The 24,416-nt window shown below is 37.5% G+C and carries 18 protein-coding genes and 2 pseudogenes; 14 read left to right on the top strand and 6 right to left on the bottom strand.

What is annotated here, in order from left to right; translation table 11 throughout:
* Positions 1-636, top strand: a pseudogene (locus tag ACKPEB_RS10815) (hypothetical protein); the annotation flags it as partial.
* A gap of 168 nt (positions 637-804) precedes the next feature.
* Here ACKPEB_RS10815 and ACKPEB_RS10810 read toward each other — a convergent pair.
* The 3 genes from ACKPEB_RS10810 to tmk are packed head-to-tail and all read right to left on the bottom strand — an operon-like array spanning position 805 to position 4,674.
* Complete coding sequence (locus ACKPEB_RS10810; RefSeq protein WP_408964894.1) at positions 805-3,042, bottom strand: FUSC family protein; 2,238 nt, start codon at positions 3,040-3,042, stop codon at positions 805-807.
* A gap of 5 nt (positions 3,043-3,047) precedes the next feature.
* A complete protein-coding gene (gene holB / locus ACKPEB_RS10805; RefSeq protein WP_408964893.1) occupies positions 3,048-4,016 on the bottom strand; it encodes a DNA polymerase III subunit delta' in 969 nt (322 codons plus the stop codon).
* A 10-nt stretch (positions 4,017-4,026) separates the two neighbouring features.
* Complete coding sequence (gene tmk / locus ACKPEB_RS10800) at positions 4,027-4,674, bottom strand: dTMP kinase (protein ID WP_408964892.1); 648 nt, start codon at positions 4,672-4,674, stop codon at positions 4,027-4,029.
* A gap of 140 nt (positions 4,675-4,814) precedes the next feature.
* Here tmk and ACKPEB_RS10795 point away from each other — a divergent pair, with 140 nt between their 5' ends.
* Positions 4,815-5,162, top strand: coding sequence for a hypothetical protein (locus ACKPEB_RS10795; protein ID WP_408964891.1), 348 nt, complete (start codon positions 4,815-4,817; stop codon positions 5,160-5,162).
* A gap of 34 nt (positions 5,163-5,196) precedes the next feature.
* Here the strand turns inward: ACKPEB_RS10795 and ACKPEB_RS10790 are convergent, their stop codons facing one another.
* The 3 genes from ACKPEB_RS10790 to ACKPEB_RS10780 form a co-directional block, all read right to left on the bottom strand.
* Complete coding sequence (locus ACKPEB_RS10790; protein WP_408964890.1) at positions 5,197-5,757, bottom strand: PPC domain-containing protein; 561 nt, start codon at positions 5,755-5,757, stop codon at positions 5,197-5,199.
* Positions 5,758-5,804: 47 nt separating this feature from the next.
* Entirely contained in the window at positions 5,805-7,286 is a 1,482-nt protein-coding gene (locus ACKPEB_RS10785; RefSeq protein WP_408964889.1) for a DVUA0089 family protein, read from the bottom strand.
* Between the two features lie 262 nt (positions 7,287-7,548).
* Positions 7,549-8,148 carry a DUF2059 domain-containing protein gene (locus ACKPEB_RS10780; protein WP_408964888.1) on the bottom strand — a complete coding sequence of 200 codons (600 nt, stop codon included), beginning with the start codon at positions 8,146-8,148 and terminating at the stop codon, positions 7,549-7,551.
* A 459-nt stretch (positions 8,149-8,607) separates the two neighbouring features.
* On the opposite strand from ACKPEB_RS10780, the gene ACKPEB_RS10775 reads away from it, so the two are divergent.
* The 12 genes and pseudogenes from ACKPEB_RS10775 to ACKPEB_RS10720 all read left to right on the top strand — a co-directional run.
* The gene (locus ACKPEB_RS10775; protein ID WP_408964886.1) at positions 8,608-9,291 is read left to right on the top strand and encodes a response regulator; all 684 of its coding nucleotides are present in this window, start codon (positions 8,608-8,610) and stop codon (positions 9,289-9,291) included.
* Positions 9,284-10,681, top strand: a complete 1,398-nt coding sequence (locus tag ACKPEB_RS10770; protein WP_408964885.1) for an ATP-binding protein — start codon at positions 9,284-9,286, stop codon at positions 10,679-10,681. The genes ACKPEB_RS10775 and ACKPEB_RS10770 overlap by 8 nt, the downstream gene beginning before the upstream one ends.
* Positions 10,682-10,856: 175 nt before the next feature.
* A complete protein-coding gene (locus ACKPEB_RS10765) occupies positions 10,857-11,834 on the top strand; it encodes a sodium-dependent bicarbonate transport family permease (RefSeq protein WP_408964884.1) in 978 nt (325 codons plus the stop codon).
* A gap of 3 nt (positions 11,835-11,837) precedes the next feature.
* Positions 11,838-12,131, top strand: coding sequence for a P-II family nitrogen regulator (locus tag ACKPEB_RS10760; protein WP_408964883.1), 294 nt, complete (start codon positions 11,838-11,840; stop codon positions 12,129-12,131).
* A gap of 15 nt (positions 12,132-12,146) precedes the next feature.
* The gene (locus tag ACKPEB_RS10755) at positions 12,147-12,440 is read left to right on the top strand and encodes a P-II family nitrogen regulator (RefSeq protein ID WP_408964882.1); all 294 of its coding nucleotides are present in this window, start codon (positions 12,147-12,149) and stop codon (positions 12,438-12,440) included.
* A 58-nt stretch (positions 12,441-12,498) separates the two neighbouring features.
* A complete protein-coding gene (locus ACKPEB_RS10750) occupies positions 12,499-13,173 on the top strand; it encodes a carbonic anhydrase (protein WP_408964881.1) in 675 nt (224 codons plus the stop codon).
* A 190-nt stretch (positions 13,174-13,363) separates the two neighbouring features.
* Positions 13,364-14,674, top strand: a complete 1,311-nt coding sequence (locus tag ACKPEB_RS10745) for a proton extrusion protein PcxA (RefSeq protein WP_408964880.1) — start codon at positions 13,364-13,366, stop codon at positions 14,672-14,674.
* Positions 14,675-14,861: 187 nt separating this feature from the next.
* The gene (locus ACKPEB_RS10740) at positions 14,862-15,773 is read left to right on the top strand and encodes a polysaccharide deacetylase family protein (RefSeq protein ID WP_408964879.1); all 912 of its coding nucleotides are present in this window, start codon (positions 14,862-14,864) and stop codon (positions 15,771-15,773) included.
* Between the two features lie 1,064 nt (positions 15,774-16,837).
* On the top strand, positions 16,838-21,895 hold the full coding sequence (locus ACKPEB_RS10735; protein WP_408964876.1) for a hypothetical protein: 5,058 nt from the start codon (positions 16,838-16,840) through the stop codon (positions 21,893-21,895).
* 176 nt (positions 21,896-22,071) lie between these two features.
* Entirely contained in the window at positions 22,072-22,647 is a 576-nt protein-coding gene (locus tag ACKPEB_RS10730) for a TetR/AcrR family transcriptional regulator (protein ID WP_408964875.1), read from the top strand.
* A 259-nt stretch (positions 22,648-22,906) separates the two neighbouring features.
* Positions 22,907-23,926: an ABC transporter ATP-binding protein gene (locus ACKPEB_RS10725; RefSeq protein WP_408964874.1), complete on the top strand. Its 1,020-nt coding sequence runs from the start codon at positions 22,907-22,909 to the stop codon at positions 23,924-23,926.
* Positions 23,927-24,002: 76 nt separating this feature from the next.
* A pseudogene (locus ACKPEB_RS10720) lies at positions 24,003-24,302 on the top strand (ABC transporter permease); the annotation flags it as partial.
* Between the last annotated feature and the right edge of the window lie 114 nt (positions 24,303-24,416).

The raw sequence follows: 24,416 nt of genomic DNA, 5'->3' as shown, positions 1-24,416 counted from the left end.
GGAAGTGGTGTAACCCAAGCCTGCACCGGACATACCTACACCACTTCCGGTGTCGGTTACACCACTTCGGGTATCGGAATGTCCGGTGTCGGTATGGGTTATACTCAATCGGGTGTTGGCTATACTCAATCTGGAGTTGGTTACACTCAATCTGGAGTTGGCTATACTCAATCGGGTGTCGGCTATACTCAATCGGGTGTCGGTTACACTCAATCTGGAGTTGGCTATACTCAATCTGGAGTCGGACAAACCATGTCTGGTGTTGGAATGAGTATGTCCGGTGCAGGATTAGGCTATACAATGTCTGGTATGGGAATGTCCGGTATTGGGATGGGTGCTTCAATGCCACCTGTACGTCCCCGCCAGTTCTGGTTAGTCGCCGATGCTGAACTGATTATCTATGGTGCGACCGAACCCGATGCTAACTTAACCATTGGCGGACGTCCCATCAAACTCAATCCCGATGGTACATTCCGGTTACAGATGTCCTTCCAAGACGGTTTACTCGACTTCCCGATTTTCGCCGTTGCCGCCGATGGAGAACAAACCCGTTCTGTTCACCTCAAGTTCGTTCGTGAAACCCCTGAACGTCATACAAATACCAAAGAAGAAGCCGTATTAGAATGGCTGCAATAATTTCAAATCAAAACATTAATAACGTCATGCTTTAGCATTTTAAACCCCTCTCTCTTTGAGGGGTTTTTCAATAAAATTATATTCCATCCTTCAATGTTGGCTACAAATAATTGTCGGATGGCTAACCCCTTTTTTCTATCTGCTATTTGCTGTTCCCTGCTATATCTATTAAACTAAACGACCAACCGTTGCATGAATGGAGTTGAGAGAATCAAGCATTTGATTTAGTTCAATTCCTAAAATTGTATAATCCTTTAAAATTTGACGAGTAGGGGTATCGTTTTTTTGCATCGCAAATTCCTGTAAGCGAGTTGCTTGTAAGCTGTGTAAATGGCTTTTGATAGCTTGGATAGAGGATTCAAAGTTAGGAAAAGGTGGGGGTAAAGTTTGGGTTGAAATGGCTGGAATTAAGGCTGAAAAAAATTGATTGACTTGTTCAACAAAAGTCGCTAATTCAGGAGGGGGTTCAGTTCCCGTAAACTGTTCTAATTGCGCGAATAGAACACTAACAGAACGACTAAACTGATGCAAATAAATTAATAAGGTCATTCTTGGTTCTATTTCCGCAGTAGAGGTATTGGGATCACTACTTAATTGTTGTAATGCCGCTTGAGCATTAAAATAAGCTAAACGAGTTTTTTGTCGTTGTTTAAGAATCCAGTTTAAATCACTAGGTGTAGTTCCTAAATAAACAGATAAAACCGTATTGAAGTAATCATGAGAGGCTGAAATTGCTTTAATTAATTTAGCAGAAAGCTGTTCTTTTTCATTCGATCTAAACAATATAAATCCACCAACAAATGCTAAGGCAGAACCCACACAAGTCCAGAGAAAACGAACCATTGCATATTCCCAATTTCCTCCATCTTGAATCATTTGTAATCCAATAGCAAAAATAGAAATAAAAAATACAGCTAAACCATAATGAAAAGGAACTAAAGAAAATCCAAGAACAATGGACGCTAAATTAATACTTTCTAAAATTAATGAATTAGGAATAATGATCCAAAGGATCGGAGTAATAATTGATCCTAAAATGGTTCCAAACATCCGATGAAAAAAACGTTGAAACGTTCCACCAAAATGAGGCTGTAAAACGACTAAAATTGTGATGGTTAACCAATTACCTTGGGGAATTTCAGTTAGAGAATAAATAGCCACCCCAAGGGTTGTCATACTTCCTAAACGTAAACCATGCCGAAAAAAACTAGAATCAAAGGTAAAGTTATCCCGTAAAGGTTCTAACCCAGAAAACCATCTAAATTGCGATAAAGTTTCTGTTTCTGCGGATAATATTTTATCTTTTTCCGGGTGATTAATGGATTGCTTATTTCTAATTTGACTGATTGTTTTGGCTGTACAATCTAATTGACGAATAATGGTTTCTAAGGTAGAAACGATTTGTTCTATAACCACTAATGCGGGATAATCTTCAACTTGATCGCCAATGGTTTTTTGTTGCAGTTGTTTTTGTTGGGCGACCGCACTGATAATGCGTTTTAAATTAGAACTATCAACAGATACGGATTGATTCCATAAAAATTTAATTAAATTTTCGCAAAATAAAGCAATTTTATGGAAAGCATCATCCACTAAAATTCTAACTGTAATAAATTGGTCATCCTGTTGATGAAGTTGAACTAATTCCCTTAAAGTGACAATAGATGTAATTAAATGATCGGCATCCTGAATTAAAATAATAACAGCTTCTCCTAAAGGAGTATTTCCTAACCTTAATTTACGGTTTAATGCCCAATCTTGTCGTGCGTTTTGTAAAGTTTCCCTAAGTTTACTAACTCGTTTTAGTTCTTCCGTTTCAGAACAATTTTGAGATTGATTAATATAGTCTATGATAGCTTTATAACATTGACTCACGGATTTTTTTAAGGAAAGATAGGGATTTAATGGCAAAATTCCTAAACATAATATCATTGTCCACACTCCAGCAATCAGGCAAATGATCACCCTTTCACTGGCAATTTCCCACCCTCCAGACGGTAAATATAAGGTGACTAAAGTAAACAACCCAATCACAATGCCAGAGAGTACCCCAGGATGCCCATATAAAGCAATATATCCCGCAAAAAATAAGCTAAAAAATGTTAGAATAAGTTTAATAATTAAAAACTTTGAAACAAAAGTAGCTAAAGCAACTAATCCCGTAGACATTAAAATTGTAAAAAGCAAAGAAATTGCCCGTGTTGAATACAATCCTCCCGCATCACTGAGAAGAAAAAATAAACTATCAATCCCAACAGCAATACCCCAATCAGAATAACCTGTTAATTGTCCAATGGCGAGAGAAACACACAATGCAATTGTTAATCTTAAGGCTCTTGCTAATTTAAGATTACCACTGGGTTTTAGAAGAAAACTAAATTGTTGATCAGCTAGAATTACAGTCATAAAAATTAGGATAAAAATTGACTCATTAACGTACATTCCCACACTAATCTCGGTTGTACATAACTTAATAAATATTGTCGAGTTTTTTCTAACTGCTTCAAAAATTGATCATCCATGATTCCGTTTTTTTGTTGGTGTTGCCAATGACAATGTTGTAAATAATCAACTAACCACAATTGTGCTTCACTATCTAAGGTTTGGCTAATGTCTTTCGCTAATTCTAAAGCAGATCTTAAATGAGAGGGAGGTTGTTTGACTTTACTTAAAAATTCTGCTGGAATGGTTTGTAATTGTTGCCAATAGGCGATCGCTTGTCCAGGGCTCCCTTGTGCCATTGCTAAAATTTCAGAATGGGATAAAATCTCTGTAAAATTCTGTTGTTGTAAAACTTGCTTCATACCTGCATCAGTTAATCGATAAAAAGGGATTTTAGCACAGCGCGAAACTAACGTGGGCAACAAAGAATCAACTCCGGGTGCAATTAAAATAATTGTTGCTTTTCCGGGTTCTTCTAAGGTTTTTAATAACGCATTTGCGGCAGATTCAGGCATTGATTCTGCATTTTCAACCACTACCATTAACCGAGACGCTTCTAAAGGCGGACGACTCAAAAATTGACTCATTTCTCGAATTTGTTCAATCCGAATTTGCGGCGGTGCTTTGCGTTTCACTCCAGCTTCTGTGGCTTCCTTAGCGGATAGTCGTTTTCCTTGATGTAAATAAGTGGGTTCAACCCATAAAATATCCGGGTGATTTCTTTGTTGAATGCGAGAACGAATCGGTTTTTCATTCACCGTTTGGTCAGAAGTTTGACAAAATAAGAATTCAATAAAACAATTTGCCACTAACGTCCGACCAATTCCCTCAACTCCTGCGAATAAATAAGCGGGAGCAATCCGATTTTGAGTGATCGCTTGTGTTAATAATTCGATAGCCGGTTTTTGTTCAATTAACCGTTCAAAAAAAGCATTCATTGTGTTAGCTTCAGTCAATTATTAATCCCCATTCTATTAATTTATTCTTTAAAATAAATTGAATTTTTTCTGTCACTTCATCAACATTTAACCGTCCATTAATCGGTATAATTCGTTCAGGGTAGGTTTCAGCTAATTGTTTAAACCCTTGTTGAACACGCTGATGAAATTCTAGGGTTGCTTGTTCCATGCGATCCAGTTTTCCTCTCGCACGAGTTCTCGCCAGTCCCAATTCGACATCAACATCTAACCATAAGGTTAAATCACTTTCTAAACCATTGGTGGCAATCTGATTTAATTGATCAATTAAACTTAAATCTAAACCTCGACCATATCCTTGATAGGCGATGGTAGAATCTGTGTAGCGATCGCATAAAATAATCGTTCCCTGGTCTAATAACGGTTTGAGAAACCCCTCAATATGTTGAGCTCGATCAGCAGCATACATTAATAATTCTGCTCGATCTTGAAGCGGTTCTTCTCCCTGATATTCTAATAATAAACGTCTTAATTCCTGACCGAAGAGAGTGCCTCCGGGTTCACGGGTCATGACTACAGGTGCATTCGTCAGCGTTTGTAACCACACCTGAATTCGCTGCATCTGAGTTGTTTTTCCTCCCCCTTCAACCCCTTCAAAAACAATTAATTTTCCCTGCATTTGCTAATGTTCTCCCCCTGAAATCCAGAATCCTCATCTGATCATTTAAACAGGACTCTAAATTATGATAAGGTCTTAATTAAATTTATCGTCATTTTTTTTTAAAATTGAAATGGCTTGTTGTACCCCTGGAGTTCTATATGGCCCGCTACACTGGATTTTTTATTGTTAATGTTGGGATTGAAGATCTACGACCCGTGATGATTGATATCCTAGAATCCCGTAATCTGGAGATTACCTATCAAACCCCAAGCTCCATTATTGCACGGGAAGCTTTAGGGAAAGTCACTGTGCAGGAGTTGGTGATTGTGGAGGTGGTGTTTGATACCGCCACATCCACAGTCAATGAAACGAAAATGACGGTTTATGTTAAAAATGAAGCCTTAGCGTTACAAAGTGTCAATCATTGTCGAGAAATCTTTGAACAAATTAGCCAATTAATTATTGATAACCGTCAATGGGTTCTCTTAGAAAGTATTGCTTTATAATCAAAAGAGACGCGCTTTTGCACGTCTCTCAATCTTACTGAACTTTGAGCAAATATTTTCCTTTCCCTTTACTATCATAAGCGTTAACAATTACCCGGTAAGTTCCTGTTTTTGGTAACGTCATTGTAATTTGAGAATTGGAATTATTTTGATCAATATCATCATGTTCTTGTAATAATTCATTATCGGGAGTAAACACCGCCAGATAAGTATCAAATTCAGAACTTTCTAAGGAAATAGTAACTTGTTGACCTTGTTCCCCATTAAAGGTGTATTCATCATACAAACTTTGATCCGACGATAAAATTTTATCTCCTGTTTCCAGTACCCCCGCTTCATTTAATAACATTGAACTCGGTTCTGGAGTTTTTGTCTCCGTTGAAGGTTCAGGGGTTGGGGGTAAGGTTTCCGGGGAGGGGGTTTCTTCAACCTGTGGTATGGGACTCGGCGACAGTTCAGGAGAAGGTGTTGCTTGAACCATCAATTTTTCGAGATTCAACACATCAAAATTAGAACCTTTAGGAACCGCCAATAAAGGTATTTGTGTCAACACCAATATCCCCATTGTTGTTGTCCAGAGTAACAGTTTTTGCATAAATAACCTCATCGATATTTCCGGCTTAATCTGCTGTTATTTCCCGGTTAACGAACCGTTAATAAATATTGACCTCGACCTGTTTGATCATAAGCATTGACAACCACGCGATAGCGACCCGTTGCAGGTAACGTCACCCGAATAGCTGCGTTTTTATCTGACCGACTGGCATCATCATTTTCAGCAATTAATTCTCCCTTGGGGTCAAATAAAGCTAAATAAGGATCAAAATCTCGACTTTCTAAACGAATCCAAACCGACTGACCTTGCTGTCCCTCAAAGGTGTACTCATCATATAAACTGCCATCGGATTCTAAAACAGAATCTTTATTTTCTAAGACTCCTTCCTGATTTAAAATCAAGCCTTTTGTGGGGTCATTAGGAGAGATATCTGTTGCTTTTAACCGCAAGCGATAAGAACCAGATTCTCCCGCTTCATAAGAATTAACTAATAAGATATAAGTTCCATCCGTCGGTAAAACAATACTAATTTTAGCATTTTTTTCCCCCCCACTATCATCATCTTGAGCTAATTCGCTGCCATCTTCTGTTAACAAAATTAAATAAGAATCAACTTCTTTACTATTCATTTCAATAGTGACTTGTTGACCCGCTTTTCCGGTAAAGGCATAAACATGATAAAAGCTATTATCAACAGGTAAAACTTTATCTCCTTGTTTTAAAATATCCGTTACTTCCGGGCCGTTTAATTCGATTTTTTTGGCATTCTCTGTTTCAAAAGCGGGAGTTTCTGGCGGTGGAGTGCGGGGTGCGCGTCCATCTCGAACCGCTTGCAAAAACGGCGGGACTTTATCAACAGAAATCGCAAAACCAATACCAATATTACCGCCCCCCTGACCCCGTGTAAAAATGGCTGTATTGACTCCAATTAATTCTCCCGCACTATTCAGTAAGGGGCCACCGGAATTACCAGGGTTAATGGCGGCATCGGTTTGAATTAAATTGCGGTCTTTATCGAGGCGGCTCACAATTCCCACCGTTAAAGTATTTTGAAATTGACCAAAAGGGTTACCAATGGCAAAGGCCCGTTGACCGACTTTGACTGAATTAGGACTCGCAATGGGAATGGTGGGTAAGTTACGACCATTGCGAATTTTCAGTACCGCTAAATCAAGTCCATCTTCCCCAAAAGCCATGACATCCGCTTCTAATTTGCGACCATCAGCTAAGGTAACGGTGACAGTGCCACCATCAGAAACAACATGGGCATTAGTTAAAACTAAACCATCGGAACTAATAATAGTTCCACTGCCATTGGTTTTTTCTGTATCAATAGAAACCACCGCCGGACTAGCCTTTTCATAGACTCGAATATTGGTTTCTTCCTCTGTAGCATCTTGAGCGAGAATCAAGGCAGAATTTTGATTCTGATTTGGGATTAAATCACTCAAGGATTCAGGTAAAATTGAACTAGTTTGAGAAGGACTAGCATTGGCAACCCAGACAGGGATAAAGGTTCCAACCGCGAATAGTCCAAAGGTTGCAAATTGCAGAAATCGGGAATTCATAGGTTTTGACTCACTGGCTATTCCACCTAAGTTTACTCGGTAGATAGATTCTTTGACTTTCTAAAGAATAGGGAAATGTCTACCGCTTTAAATTGAGACTTTATAGTTAACGACACCCCAAGACAACTTGAGTTAAGTGATTCTTGTGCTCACACCTGAGATGATTTTAACCAAATCCGAGCAGGAATTCCCATCTGTGATCTACACTCGGCTAAGACCTAAATTGAGTTTTCCCCTTGAGGTTGTAATGGAGAATAGGTTATTAAAGATTTAAACGCTCAATTTCCTGTTCAAAGATTTCTTTAAAAATTTTAGCTGCTTCGGGTTGAATAATTTGGGAAAGTCGTTGCATTGACTCTACAATTAATTGAGGCATCACACTAATGGTTTTTTTACCCGTCGGGGTTTTATAGAAATCAATCATCGCTTGCAAATCGGCTTCGCTAAAATATTTATCATATAAAGGATAATAAACCTTTTCCATAATTTGATTAAAATCTATTTTTTCCATTAATCGTTGATTGAATTGAGTGACAATCCGATTCATATCTTGATTAAATTTATCAATTATTTCTTGTTTCTTTTCCTCGGAAATGCCGGATGATTCAGGAACAATCGATTGTAAAATTCCATTGAACTCTTGCTGCATTTGTACTGTTGTAATTTGACTGACATTGCGAAACATTTGTTCGCCACCTGTCAGATCAATTAATTCCTTAATGAGTTCACGTTTTTGTTGAGAAACGGGTTGTTGAGATAATTCTAAAATAGGTTCACTTAAGGATTCTGCTTTCACAGGTACAGGAACAGCGAACCCTAAAGCTAAAACGGTTCCCCATAATAAAATTTGTTTCCAAAACATACTCAACCTCCTGATATTTAAAGTTTGATGGCTGAAACAGCGATCGCCTGTTTAATGTTGATTTCTCAATTTTAGCAAACTGAATGCTTCTATTGCTGAAATGTTCAAAGTTCTTAAATTTGATCGATGGATGAGTATTGTTTTTACCCATCAAAATCCTGCCTTTTGGGATGCTATTGTTAAATCAGCCCAAGATTAAGGCAAGGAATATAAGCTACCTTTGATCAAATTATCTTTAATGTCATGCCTAATTTAATCAATGGCAGAACTGCAGCCCATCAAACTATTTTAAATGTTTTACAAAAAATAGCATTTTCTCCTGATGGGAAACACTGGAAAATCCAGTATTCAAAATCTTGAAGTTTAAAAAAATTTGATTTTTTTAAATTATTGCCAAAGAGTTCTGATCTTTTATACAATCAAACTAGATTAACCCACATCAAATCGGAGACCAAACAAATGCAGGTTTTATTGGTAGAAGATGAACCGGGAATTGCACAGTTTATCAGTCAAGGGTTACGGGAAGCTGGATATGGAGTAGATGTAGCTCCCGATGGTAAGCAAGGCTGGGATTACGCTTCAACAGTTGAGTATGATTTAATGATTTTAGATCTATTACTCCCTGGGATGGATGGGTTTCAACTTTTAGGAAAAATTCGCAATCATAAAATTATGACTCCAGTGTTACTCTTAACCGCACGAGATCACGTTGAAGATCGAGTTCAAGGCTTAGATCGAGGTGCAGATGATTATTTAGTAAAACCCTTCGCTTTCTCTGAACTTTTAGCTCGTTTAAGAGCATTACAACGCCGCCCTCCCTTACAATTAGATACTGTTTTGCAAGTCGCTGATTTAACGATGGATACCGTTAAAAGGGAAGTCCGACGAGGAAGTAAATTAATCGAATTAAGTCCTTTAGAATTTAAACTTTTAGAATATTTAATGCGTCATCGAGAACAAGTTTTAAGTCGGACGCAAATTTTGCAGCACGTTTGGGATTTAGATTTTTACAGCGATTCTAATATTGTCGATGTGTATGTGGGGTATGTGCGACGTAAAATTGATCGAGGATTTGAACAACAACTTTTACAAACAGTACGGGGGGTTGGATATTGTTTAAAAGTAGGGGAAACAAATGATTAAATCATTACATTTTGGAAAACGTACTATTCGGATACAACTAACAGCTTGGTATATTTTACTATTAGCCATCACCTTAATTCTTTTTAGCAGTTACCTTTATGTTGTTTTAGAACATAGTTTGTTAAGACAACTCAACACCACCTTACAGGTGACAGCCACACAAACCTTAACCAATTTAATCAATAAAGATGGTCATCCGGCTTTTCATACAACACCAGAATCTCAAGAGATGACCGAACAATTTTTACAAGCTGGAATTGCGGTGAGATTGATTGATCAAAAAGGTCATATTTGGGATGGTTTTGGTAGCTATTCAGCAATTCCTATCTTAATTCCTAATAAAAATGGATATTTAGATTTAAGCTTTCAGAATAAGAACTGGCGAGTTTATAGCCAAAAGATTCCAACTTCTGAAGGGTATACAGGATGGTTACAAGTAGCAGAATCATTAGAACCCGTTTATGAAGCCTCTAAACATCTGTTTAATTTAATGGTCTTAGGATTTCCATTAATTTTATTAACGGCTGGATTAGGAGGATGGTTTTTAGCCAATCGTGCCTTAAATCCCATTAATGAAATTATTAGTAAAACCCAAGCTATTAGTGCCAATAATTTCACCCAACGAATTAATTATAATGGCCCTCCTGATGAAGTCGGACGGTTAGCTAAAACCATTGATCAAATGCTTGATCGCTTGCAATTTGCCTTTGAGCATGAACGCCGATTTACCGCCGATGCTGCTCATGAATTACGCACTCCTCTAACCGTGATTAAAGGCAGAATTGGTGTCACCCTAAGCCGACTTCGGAGTCCTAAAGAGTATGAAAATACTTTACAAGATTTAGAACGAGAAGCAGATCGTCTGATTCGATTAACCAATGGGTTACTATTTTTAGCACGCTTAGAGTTACGACCGATTCATTCTTCGTTTTTACAACCTGTAGATTTAACCAATTTATTAGGAGCTTTAATCGAGCAAATGCAACCTTTAGCCGCCTCTAAAAATATAGATTTAACTGAAAAAATAGCAGAGGATTTATGGGTGATTGGAAATCCTGATTATCTGACAAATTTGTTTTTAAACTTATTAGATAATGCCCTAAAATATACCCCCGAAGGAGGTCAAGTATTCTTAGAAGCTCAAAAAAAGCATCAACAAATTAAAATCACCGTAAAAGATACAGGTTTAGGAATTGAAGCTAAACATTTACCTTATTTATTTGACCGTTTTTATCGCGTTGAAGAAGCTAGATCTCGTCAGACTGGAGGGGCAGGTTTAGGATTAGCGATCGCCCAAGAAATTTCTCGCTTACATGGTGGAACATTAACCGTTAATAGCAAAATTAATCAAGGAACAAAATTTAGTTTATTTTTACCGATTCATTCTTAAGAAGACCGAAACCGAAGAGCTAACAGTAAAAGGTTGCTGCATCTATCACTACTCTATATTTTAGTGTTGAATAACAACTTAAGAAGATTCTTAGAGTTTTCTCACCGTTCTCTTAGTATATTTTCCTTAAGCTTGATTAAGATTTTTTGCATCACCTACACCCAAACCCTAATTTATGGATGGAAGCTTAATTTTATTTAATATCCTCAACCCTCCAGTCTTGTTTTTCTTTTTGGGGATGTTAGCTGTTTTCTGCAAATCGGATTTAGAAATTCCTCAACCCTTGCCAAAACTTTTCTCCTTGTATTTGTTATTGGCAATTGGATTTAAAGGGGGTTACGAGTTAGCAGAAAGTGGGATTAATACCCAAATTGCCTTGACACTCATTGCTGCAATTGTCATGGCACTTGTAGTGCCTTTCTATAGCTTTTTTATTTTACGCCTAAAACTCGATGCTTATAATGCAGCCGCCATTGCAGCCACCTATGGTTCCATTAGTGCTGTCACCTTTATTACCGCTAGTTCGTTCTTAGAAAAACTGCATATTGAATATGGCGGACACATGGTGGCAGCACTCGCTTTAATGGAATCTCCAGCCATTATTATTGGGATTGTGTTGGTACGGGTTTTTGCTCCCTCAAAAAACGGTGAAAGTGAACCTTTTTCTTGGGGAAAAGTTCTCCATGAATCCTTTTTAAATGGTTCTGTCTTTCTATTAGTTGGCAGTGTCATTGTGGGACTTTTAACCGGAGAAAAAGGCTGGGAAAAATTACAACCATTTACTCAAGGAATTTTTTATGGTGTGTTAACCTTTTTCCTATTAGATATGGGATTAGTAGCAGCCAAACGAATTCGAGAACTCAAGAAAACCGGATCATTTTTGATTGGTTTTTCCGTCTGTATTCCCGTTGCCAATGCAATTTTAGGCATTATTATTGGCAAACTCTTAGGTTTTGGCGAAGGTAATACATTACTCTTTGCTGTTCTGTCTGCCAGTGCTTCTTATATTGCAGTTCCAGCAGCCATGCGAATGACCGTTCCTGAAGCGAATCCTAGCATTTACGTTTCCATGGCACTTGCTCTTACCTTTCCCTTCAATATTATTGTGGGAATTCCTTTGTATTTAGAAATTATCAAACACATGGGAGTTTAGAGAATGCAAGCGGTTAAAAAAGTAGAAATCATCATTACTACATTAGAAATCAATGAGGTTTTGGAACGATTAGACGAAGCAAAAGTAACCGGATATACTGTGATTAAAAACACCTCTGGAAAAGGCGATCGTGGCTTGTCTAATGATGATTTAGGATCAGTGTTCAGTAACAGTTATATTATGACAGTTTGTACGAACGAAAAACAACTCGAACAAATTGTTTCCAGTATCACTCCTCTCCTGAAACGAGTGGGAGGCGTGTGTTTAATTAACGATGCCACTTGGATTCATCACTAGAATTTTTAATTTCGTATGCAGGATATCAAAAAAGTTGAAATTATCATTGATACCTTTCATATTCAGGATGCACTGAATATTTTAGAGCAGGTAAAAGTTTCTGGCTATACCGTGATTCAAAACACCTCTGGAAAAGGCGATAGAGGTTTTTCCTGTTCCGATTTAGACTGCGATTTCACCAGCAGCTATATCATGACCGTGTGCACCAATGAAAAACAACTCAATACCCTAATTGAGTTAATTAAACCTTTACTGCAAAAAGTAGGAGGGGTTTGTTTGCTCACCGATGCAAAGTGGGTGATTCATTGACCTATTTTTAAAACCTCAAATCAAGTTATCAGTTATTTAATTATCAGAGGATTAATGTATGCCAATCAAACGTATTATTAACGGTCTGAATAATTTTCAAGAAAATTATTTCAAGACACATCAAGACTTATTTGAACGGCTATCTCAAGGTCAAACTCCTGAGATTTTATTTATCACTTGTTCTGACTCTCGAATTGATCCCAACCTACTGACTCAAACTGAACCCGGAGAACTTTTTATTATTCGTAATTTAGGGAATATTATTCCCCCTCACGGAACATTAAATAGTAGTGAAGGTGCAGGAATTGAGTATGCAGTTCAAGCCTTGAATATTAAGGAAGTTATTGTTTGTGGACATTCTCACTGCGGGAGTATGAAAGGATTACTTCAACTCCAAAGTTTATCAGATGAAATGCCGTTAGTCTATGATTGGTTGAAACATCATGGAGAATCCACAAGACGTTTAGTTCGAGAAAATTATCATGACTATTCTGAGGAAGAGTTGTTAAATATTGCCATCCAAAATAATGTTTTAACACAGATTGAAAACCTAGAAACCTATCCGGTCATTCGCTCTCGATTACACGCGGGAAAACTCCGCCTTCATGCTTGGGTTTATGAAATTGAAACTGGAAAAATCTTAGCTTATGATGTCAATCAAAACCAGTTTGTCCTCCTTCGTCAAGAACCCTTTCCTGTTCCTGATCCTTTAGCGATGATGCACCCCGGTTAAACAGTTGAAATTAATCTTAGGTTATTCTAGGATTAAGATCATACTACCCAGACTAGGAAAAGAATCTTTCCTAACTGGTTAGGGGTAATTTTCTGAAACAATTCATTGAATGTAGAGGTGTGGATTTTCACCGTTCTAAAAATCAGTGAATTGCTAATGTTTATGTCCCGTTTTCAATAACAAAATCAAAATGAGTAATTCTATTGTCAAATTCCAGAAAGGGAGTTTAGGTGCTCGATTTTTAAATGTGTTGAAATCTAGTAACCAATGGCTTCATAAAACCCCAGAACGAGCCTTAGAACAAGCTTATAAAGCAGCTTTAGCCATCAAAACCATCGAGGATCAGCATTTTGGCGGTCAAAAAGTTTCAGAAGATGCACCTCAATATACAGCCAGCGTCTTAGAATGTTTTATTAAGGATGTTGAAAAGCATTTAAACACAATTAAATTTAAACTTAACGAATTTAAACTTACTCGTAATTTAGATCATTCGGGAGATATAGAATTTATTGAAAAACTAAAATTTATCGATGAGATAGTTGATAAATATCAGTCTCATTCTGTTTCCCCAGATCAATCCTTATCCTCTAATACATATCAGTTTGAATCTGTGAAAAGATCTAATAACGGTAAACCCACTAACCCATCAGGTTTATCCCCTCTTGACTTTGTGGAAGTTGAAGCTTCAGGAGAAGTGTTGAACGGTAAAAAAAGTGGTGCTTTACCCCGTTCGATTGGACGCACATTTAAGAAAATTCAAACGGAATTAGATGATAGCTCCGAAGAACGGCTCATGAATAGCTATCGAGCTTCACGGAAAAAAACAAAATCGGCTGTTAACTTTGTATTGATGCTTGTTTTAATTCCGCTTTTATCACAACAATTATCTAAAAACTTTATCTTTTTTCCCCTAGTAGAACATTATCGACAAACCCATGAAGTTCCATTATTTCTTAACCCAGAAATGAAAGAAGAAGCACTTCATGAGTTAAAATCCTATGAAGAAGAACTGCAATTAACCAGTTTACTCTACAAAACTCCAACCATTGAACGGGAAGAAATCGAAAAAAAAATGGAGGAGAAAGCTGAAGAGATTTATCAACAATTTAACCATAAAAGTAGTGAAGCCATTAGTAATCTTTTTGCTGATTTTGTCGGATTAGTTGCCTTTGCTTTGGTGATTATTCTCAATCCTCAAGGGTTGACAGCATTAAAATCATTACTCAATACGGTCATGTATGACTTGAGTGATAGTGCTAAAGCATTTATTATTATTTTAATCACCGATATCTTTGTCGGGTTTCACTCTCCCCATGGCTGGGAAGTTCTATTAGAAGGGTTGTCTAGCCACTTGGGAATTGCCGCAAATCGTAGCTTTATCTTTTTGTTTATCGCTACTTTCCCCGTGATTTTAGATACGATCATGAAATATTGGATCTTCCGTTACCTGAGTCGAATTTCACCTTCTGCGGTTGCAACATTAAGAAATATGAACGAGTAAATCAAACTGTATTGTCTGTTGATGGTCAAGAGTTGATTTTTCACAATCATGGAAAACAACGCTTCCTTTGCTCGTCTTCTGAAACTGTCACAGAATTTAAAGGAATATTGGGACAATTTTGTTTAAAATGGATTCGTCATTAACTAAGTTAACGACTTGTTAGCTGAAAAGGATAATCCATTAACTCATGAAAATTTCTTGGATTCAACCGAAATGGTTGAGAAAAAATCGGATTTTACTTAGTTTTTTGATCAGCTTACTCTGTGTCATTGTTGTGTTTAATTCTCCGGCTATTGCCAGGACTTCTACAACAACCAGTTTCAGAATTCCCATTTTTGGATTACACGATATTATTGATGAAGCGAATATTCAGCAAAGCCCCAAAAACAGGTTACAATTTGACAATGATTATTTCAAACAAGATTTATATACATTCCTCAACTATTTAGCTAAAAATAATTATTGGTTCCTAACCAGCCAAGATTTATTCACCTATTTTATCCAAAAATCTCAACCGATGCCTCAAGAACGGATAGGACAGAAACCTGTCATGATCACCTTTGATGATGGTTATGAAGGAGTTCATCAAAGCGTTTTACCGATTTTAAAGGATTTAGAAAAGAACTATCAAACCAAAGTTAAAATTGTTTGGTTTGTCAATCCGGGGTTAATGGGAGTTAAATTAAAAGATTTTTTACCCCATGTCAGTTGTGAAGAATTACGGGATGGTTATAAACGAGGTTATTATGATATTCAATCCCATGGTCAAACTCATAAAAAATTAACCTTAGTTAAAGATAAAGATTTAAAATTTGAACTCGAACAAGCCAAACTTGAACTCAGAACCTGTACTCAAGATTTAGATAAAAATAAATGGGTTGCGGCTCATATTGCCTATCCCTTTGGAAGCATTAACCGCAGAGTTGAAAAATCCTTACCTCGCTATTATTTAACTGGCTATGTTTATGATGGCAATATTCTCCGGGTTAATCGCTATACTAATCAATATCGTTTATCTCGAATTGCCGTTAATCGTTATACTTCCCCTCGACGTTTGATTAGAATTGCACAAAGAGCAACAACGTTGAGAAAGTTATAGTGCTATTTGAACAAGGAACAGGGAAATCCTAGGGGCACTCGCCCTGACACGGGGATGTGTCTTGACGGCTTGTGTCAGTTCTTAAAGCGTATAACCCTCGAAGAGATTGGAGCAGCAGATTGACCCTCAACGCCGTTTAACCGTTATCAGCCAGACGACAAGGCTTCCTCAACCCTAAAACCGACTTTAACCGCAGTGATATCCTAGAATTCAATTCACTGAAAATTAAACTGTCACAGGATACAGAATAAATAGTCGGTTAATTGGGGATAATAGAAAATATAGAGAAACCTTCAATTCTAAAATTGAGAAGCAGGAAATGGGGGAAAGAAATTGATCCATCCCAATCTAGGATCAAGATCCTGCTTACCTATGACCCTCTTGAAGATTGAAATACTCCTATCCTTTATTTTTGCCCTCGGATGATGCAATTAATCACTAACTTAGAATCAATTAGGACGTGAATATGATGTTGACCTATCCTAGAAAACAATACCGTTGGCTCATCGCATTACCATTACTCACTGTCATGAATGCGAGTCCAAGTTTTGCTTATCCTGAAAGTACAACACTTTCCCATCAGAGCAGCGAACCTTCGACCTTTGAATCCAGACCACCTGATCACTCGAAATTGGACTCCCTGTTGAGTGGGCCGCAAGTGAGCAGACGAATTTCTGAATGCTACGATAATGGGTTATGTTAGACGTTATCGCAGGCATCAAAAAACAGGTTATCCGTCTGCGTGAAATGGGTGGATTAGTCCTAGACCCTGGATGCACCTGCTGTCCATCGATATCCTGTATCCTATTCAACTTCCTGTGCTGAAATTTATCCGTAATTTCTCGGATTAATACACCGTATTGTCACAGTGTGCCTGATTTTTTAGTCAAAATTTCTATTGATGATTTCAATTATTTTTAATGATTTAAACTCAATCGGGTGGTATTCCCAGAGCAAAAATACAATCTTTCTGAACCGTTTTAAGGGGCTGTTATCAATTTTCATTCAAGAACCCCTTTTTAGATCAACGATTTGATCATTGTCCTCGAAGGAGATTTTTAACAATGGCACTTTATCCCGCCAATGATACGATCAGCCATAATCATCAGCAACTTCATACCCTAGCCAGATCGTTGGTAAAAATGCAAGGGAGTTTTTCATTGTTGCTGGTGCGCTGTAATTATGAAAGTTTACGGGAAAAAATAGTTGCCCAACTTCAACAGGAATGTTCTATTCCCATTAGTGAATTTCACCTTTCTCCTAACAGTCAAACTTTATATGGTTCGATTAAAGCCGAATTAGAATTAAATGAGCCTTCAGCATTAATGGTGTATGGATTAGAATCTGTTGTTGCGATTGATTTAGTTTTACATTCTGCTAATTTAGGGCGAGAAGCCTTTCGCAATTTCTCCTTTCCTATCGTGCTTTGGATTAATGATAAATTGTGGAAAAAATTAAACCGCAATGCACCGGATTTTACCAGTTGGGCTACAACTTATGAATTCCTGCTGAGTTCCGATGAATTAATTACTTTTTTAGAAGAAAGAGCATCTTTAGTTTTTCAAACCGTTTTACAATTAGGTGCAGAACGATTTTTACCAACTTCTACGATTTTAGGAGTAGAATCAGGGACAGAACTTCAAGCAGCTTATCAAGATTTGAAACAACGAAAAATCACCGTTGATCAAGCTTTGGAAGCTAAATTAAAATGGATTTATGGTCGCTATTTTTATTCTCAAAAACACATTGCTCTCGCCCTCCAACACTATCAACAAGCCTTAAGATTCTGGCAACAATCCCCTCAGAACTCAGAACTCAGAACCCAGGAGTTCATGATTTCTCCATTTCCTGATAGTCCCCCTAATTCCAATAATGCCCAACTCTGGCAAGGATTAATTTGGTTTCATATTGGCTTATGTTGGTGTTATTTAGCAGAAAAACATCGTCACAGAAATGGAAAACGGGAATGGAGACAAGCTAAAGAGGCTTTTCAAAAATGTATTGAACAATTTGAAATCGCTCAACGTCTTGATTTAGTCGCTAAATTTTTAAATAAAATTGGAGAATCGTTAATTTATTTAGAGGAATGGGAAAATCTACGAAACTTGGCTTTAAAAGGTCGAAAATTACACCAAGATTTAGGAGAAAATTACCTGATTCAATTGGCTCAAGATTATGGATTTCTCGCTCTTGTTACTCTTAAAAAAGATAAAGATTGGAACAACGCGATGGAATTGGCGAATGTTGCCTTAGAAATCCTAATTTTAGAGGGTCGGAATAATGCCGATAACCCGTTAATTCCTCCGATGAAAAGCTTTTGTTTATGGTTATTAGCTCAAGCTTTAGACCAAAAGATGTTAAAAGGGGAAGCAATTGAGCAATTAAAAGCTGCCGCTCAAACCATTAAAACTACTCTGATTACTGTCAGTGTAATTCGGTTATATTTGTATATTTTGCAAATGTTAAACTGTCTTTATTTTGAATTAGGAGATTATCAAGAAGCGTTTAAAATTAAAGAAGAATATCGGAATCAATCCAGCGCCTATGGTTATAATGCGTTTGTGGGAGCCGGACGATTACAACCGCGTAAACAAGCGATGACCTCCACTGTCGATCCCAGTCAAATGATTGACGGCTTTACCGATGAGATCACGGCATCAGGACGGGAAGAAGCGATTAACAATTTGTTAAAACGCATGGCAAGTAATTATAATAAATTAACGGTTATTTATGGTCAATCTGGAGTGGGAAAAAGTTCAATTTTAAAAGCCGGATTATTTCCGGCATTGCAACGAAAAATTATTGATGCTAGAATTAGTATTCCGATTCTTATTAAAACCTATAATTGTTTTCTGATTGAGTTAGAACAAAAAATTCTACAAGAAAATTTAAAACCTTCCGCTTCAGGGAATCCTTTAACACTAGATAGTGATTTGAATTTGGAAGAAACACAACCCGACTCTCGTAATGATGCGGAGATTTTAACGCAAGTTATTGAAAAACTTAAAGAAAATGGGAAAAAGAATTTATTAACTGTTTTAATTTTTGATCAATTTGAAGAATTATTTTTTGTTCAATCTTCCCATTATCAACAGCTATTTTTTGATTTTTTAAAAGAAGTTTTAAATTTACCTTTTGTAAAGATTATTATTTCCTTACGAGAAGATTATTTACACTATTTACTAGAAGGAAGCCGTCAAGTTGATTTAGAAGCGATTAATAATGATATTTTAAGTAAAGATATTTTGTTTTATTTGGGAAACTTTAGCAAAACAGAAGCCTATAATGTGATCAAAAGTTTAACTGATCGCGCCCATTTTTATTTAGAAGATGGCTTAATTAAAGCCTTAGTACAAGATTTAGCCGGAGATACCGGAGAAGTCCGTCCGATTGAATTACAAGTTGTGGGAAGTCAACTACAATCTGAAAATATTACGAGTTTAGAAGCGTATCAACAACAAGGGCCGAAACAAAAGTTAGTTGAACGATTTGTAGAAGAAGTCATTCAAGATTGTGGCCCGGAAAATCAAGCCATGGCACGTTTAGTGTTATATGCCTTAACGGATGAAAATGGTACTCGTCCTTTAAAAACACGCACAGAATTAACTGAAGAGTTAAAACAAAAATTCAATCCAGAGCAGGTTTTAAGTCGATTAGATTTAATTCTGTATATTTTAGAAAAATCCGGCTTAATTTATCGAGATATTAGCGGCACAGGAGAATTTTATCAACTGGTGCATGATTATTTAGCTGGATTTATTCGCCAAAAGAATCGCAATGAGCAAGAAGAAGCGATCGTCAAATTGCAACGAGAAAAAGCCAAACTCATTGAGGAAAATCAAATGAGCAAAAAACTTGCAGAAGAACAAGAAAAACGCCACCATGCTGAAGAAAAAAATCGCCAGTTAGAACGATTAATGGCATTGGTTCTGGGAACAGTAGTGATCGGCGTTGCGGGGATGTTTTATAGCAATGCACAAAATGAAGTGAAAGCGCGAATTCAAGCCTTAACCTCCGCTAAAAATGCTTTACTATTAGCGGATCAACAGGATCAATTAGGCGTGTTAAAAACGACAGTCCAAATTGGTCAGAATACCTTAAAAACAAATGCAACCGAAACAACAAAAGCCGAAATTTCTCAAGGGTTAATGCAGATGATTTCGGGAATTCAAGAACAAAATCGTTTAGAAGGGCATCAAGGAACAATTTTAGGCGTGAGTTTTAGTCCCGATGGTCAACGAATTGCCACCGCCAGCAATGATAAAACCCTAAAAATTTGGAGTATTAATGGGAAATTATTAACCACCCCGAATCAATTTCCCCATCAAGCTTCGATTAAAAGCGTTCGTTATAGTCCGAATGGTAAGATTATTGCCACAGGAACAGCTAGTGTTGATAATCCTGATCAAAATCAAGTTTTATTATGGACAGAAACGGGAGAACCCATTCCCCATCGTCCCATGAAACATCAAGCGGTGATTAATAGTATTACTTTTACTCCTGATGGTCAACAATTAGTGACCTCTAGCAATGATAAAACCGTAAAATTATGGAAATTGGATGGAACCTTAATTCAGGAATTTAAAGGACATCAAGATCGAGTTTTTGATGCTGAATTAAGTCCCGATTATCAAAGGATTGTGAGTTGTAGCAAAGATGGAGAAATCAAAATTTGGTCAAAGGATGGAACTTTAATTCGGACTATTAAAGCCCATAATCAACCCGTGTATGATTTAGATTTTAGTCCTGATGGTAAACTAATTGTTTCAGCCAGTGGCGATCGCACCCTAAAACTTTGGAACACAGCAACGGGAGCAGAAATTAAAGTTCCCTTAAAAGGGCATAATGATGATATTTTAAGCGTTAATTTTAGTCCTGATGGTCAATTTTTAATCAGTGGAAGTCGGGATAGAACGGTGAAACTTTGGAACTTAAAGGGAGTTTTACTTAAAACTTTTATTGGTCATCGAGATAGTATTTGGGGTGTAGAATTTAGCCCCGATGGTCAAACTTTAGTATCCGTTAGTGCCGATACCACCGCCCGACTTTGGGATCGCAGTCGAGATCCTTTAAACACAACGTTACAGGGTCATACAGAAAGGGTTTGGGGTTTGAGTTTTAGTCCCGATAGTCAAATTTTAGCCACTGGAAGTGAAGATAAAACCGTAAAATTATGGCGTCATCAGGAATCTTTAGCCTGGGACTACAAACCATTTTTCAGTTTACAACATCCCAGTAAAGTTAACTGGGTTACTTTTAGTCCCAAGGGTCAAGAAATCGCAACCACCAGCGAAGATAAAATCCTACGACTCTGGGGAATCAAGGGTGAATTATTACGATCATTTTCCGGTCATACCGAAGCGATCAAAGCCGTTACTTTTAGTCCCGATGGTCAAATTTTAGCCAGCGCCAGCGAAGATAAAACCGTAAAATTATGGGACAAACAAGGACAATTGATCACCACTTTACCCCATCAAAAAGCCGTTTGGGATGTTCGCTTTAGTCCTGATGGTAAAACTTTAGTCACATCTGCCCATATTTCCGCGAATACCACCCAACCCTTAACCGACGGTGTTACTTTGTGGAAAAAACAAGGAAATCTTTGGAAACCGACCTCAGAATTGCCTTCAGAAAATAGCGTAGCAACCTTAACTTTTTTAGATAATTCTCAACAATTAGCTGTTGCGGGTCATGATCAAGTAACTCTATGGAAATTAAACAATAAAAAACCCGATCCTTCTTGTCCATTACGACATCCAGCCAGGGTACAAAGTTTAAGTTATTATCCCGAAGGCAAACTTTTAGCAACAGCTAGTGATGATAAAAAAGTTAGACTTTGGAAGATTGATGACCATCTTTGGCAGTTATCCAGTTGTGAAAAAATTCAGCCTTTAATTGTTTTAGAACAGGATGATTTTGTTAATAGTATTCGTTTTAGTTCGGGGAATAACACAATTCTTGCGATCGCTAAGGATAATGGAACGATTATTCTCTGGAGTTTAGCTAATTTAGACTTAGATCACCAGATGCAACAAAGTTGTCGGTGGCTTTACAATTATTTGACCACAAACCCCACACAATTGCAGGAACAAAACCGCAATTTATGTAACTACCCTAGTTAATTAGATTTCTTCATTAAAAGGTAACACCGGATCTCGGCACAGGGATAATACTTCTAGCTGTTTCATGTCAGTTGTCAATTATTACAACTATAGCGTTGTAACTATTACTTATTCCATTCTAGGGAAAGACAGTGTATGATTTTGGCAAACCTTATTATCCTTAATTCTAATATTCGATGGTGACAGAAAAAGCCGAACAAATCCTCAATGGTGCAATGCCAGAGTTTTTGAAACATGGCTATGCTTGTACCAGTATGGACAAGGTAGCGAAGTCGGCGGGTGTGTCTAAACAAACCCTCTATAGCCATTTTTCTGATAAAGCTGGACTATTTACAGCCTTAGTTGAACGCATCGCTACCGAAAAATTTAATCTTGTTTGGTCGCAACCTTTACAAGGTGAACCTGAACAAGTTTTGCAGGATTTAGCTAAACGTCTTGTTAAAGAAAATATCACGGATCATGAATATTTATGTTTTGTGCGTTTAATTGTTGCTGAATCTGGAAAACGCCCGGATTTAGCTCAATTATTTTTAAAGAAACTGTCTCAACCTGCGGTGATTATTCTGACTCAATATCTTCAGGAGCACCCCGAATTGAATATTATGGATTGTGAAGCGACTGCCCGTATTTTTGTGGGTTCATTAATCCATTTTATGATGGTTCAAGAAGTCCTCTCTGGCAAAGAAATCATGCCGATTGAAGAAGATCGCATCATTAATAATTTAATTCGTTTGATTATTAATCAAAAATAATACAAGTTAGGATTATAGGAGACAGTAGGGGGCAACTCCATGAATACCGAGCAATCGGGGCTAGACAGGACAATCCCACGCGGTTCACCCGTGGGAGTGTCAACCTAAAACCTAAAATCAGTCATCCCTTTAACGCCCAGGAAGTGTCAAAATAGAAAAATATTGAGAAGTGTTAAGAAGGTTGTTAAACCGTTAACAGCCAACCGTCAACACTTCGACGCGCTCAGTGCAAAGCCGTTAACCGTCAACACCCTAAATTATGATTCCTGCGGTTCTGATCCAAAATCTACAAAAATCCTATGGCTCTGTCCAAGCGGTTAAAGATGTCTCCCTTGAGGTTCAACCGGGAGAAATCTTTGGTTTACTTGGCCCCAATGGCGCCGGAAAAACCACAACCCTGCGAGCGTTGTGTACCTTAATTACCCCTGATGCTGGACGTTTAGAAGTGTCTGGTATCTCTGTGGTTGACCAACCCAGATTAGCTCGTCAACGGTTAGGGTATGTCGCTCAGGAAGTGGCTCTTGATAAGGTCTTAACCGGACGTGAGTTATTACAATTACAGGCGGCTCTCTATCATATTCCTCGTGTTAAAATTGCAGAGCGAATTCAAGAAGTGACCCATTTATTAGGATTACAAGATTGGCTTGATCTAAAAACGGGAACTTATTCCGGGGGAATTCGTAAACGCTTAGATTTAGCATCAGGATTACTTCATCAACCGGATTTATTAGTATTAGATGAACCTACCGTTGGCTTAGATATTGAAAGCCGGGTGGCGGTGTGGGATTTCTTGCGTCAATTACGGGAAAATGGCACAACGGTTTTAATCACCAGTCATTATTTAGAAGAGGTGGATGCTTTAGCTGACCGTGTGGCAATTATTGATCAAGGAATTGTGATTGCAACGGGTACACCTTCACAGTTAAAAGACAAAGTGGGAGGCGATCGCATTACCCTGAGAATTCGAGAATTTTCCCCTGTTGAAGAAGCCGAAAAAGCCAAAGCATTATTACAACCTTTACCTTTTGTTCAAGAAATTATTATTAATAATGCTCAAGGCAATTCTTTAAATTTAGTGGTTCAACCTCAAAGTGATGCTTTATTTACGATTCAACAAGCGTTAAAAGATGCAGGTTTACCTACTTTTGGCATTGCCCAATCTCGACCGAGTTTAGATGATGTTTATTTAGCCGCAACGGGTCGAACCTTATTAGATGCTGAAATTGACGCCGCCAGCCATCGAGATTTAAAAGCTGAGAAAAAGAAAAGTATGCGTTAAGGACAAGTTCTCAGAAATTTTTGTAAAATCTAAATACCTGGATTCACGCTCACTGATTTGGAAACCGTCAATCATTATGAGTAGTTCAACTTCATCTGTTAAATTATCAACAGCCGCTCAAACAACCGAGCAAAAACTTAATTTATTTGGAGAATTCACCCAGGAAACCCTGGCTTTAACTCGTCGGTTGTTTATTCAACTTCAACGTCGTCCTTCCACGTTAATCGCCGGAATTATTCAACCCTTAATGTGGTTAATTTTATTTGGAGCATTATTTCAAAATGCCCCAAAAGGGTTATTTGGAGAAACATTAAATTATGCTCAATTTTTAGGGGCAGGAGTCATCGTTTTTACCGCCTTTGCAGGAGCTTTAAATGTTAGAGAAAGAAAATCAGTAGATACCTTTTCAGGTCAGAAAGTCAAAACGTTTCTATGGCTTTACAGTTTTACAGCAGGTATGATTTAATCAAGTAATGTACTTGAAAATTGA

It is taken from the genome of Planktothrix sp. (assembly GCF_046067725.1).
Lineage (GTDB): Bacteria > Cyanobacteriota > Cyanobacteriia > Cyanobacteriales > Microcoleaceae > Planktothrix.
This window is presented reverse-complemented; position numbering and strand designations above follow the sequence as displayed.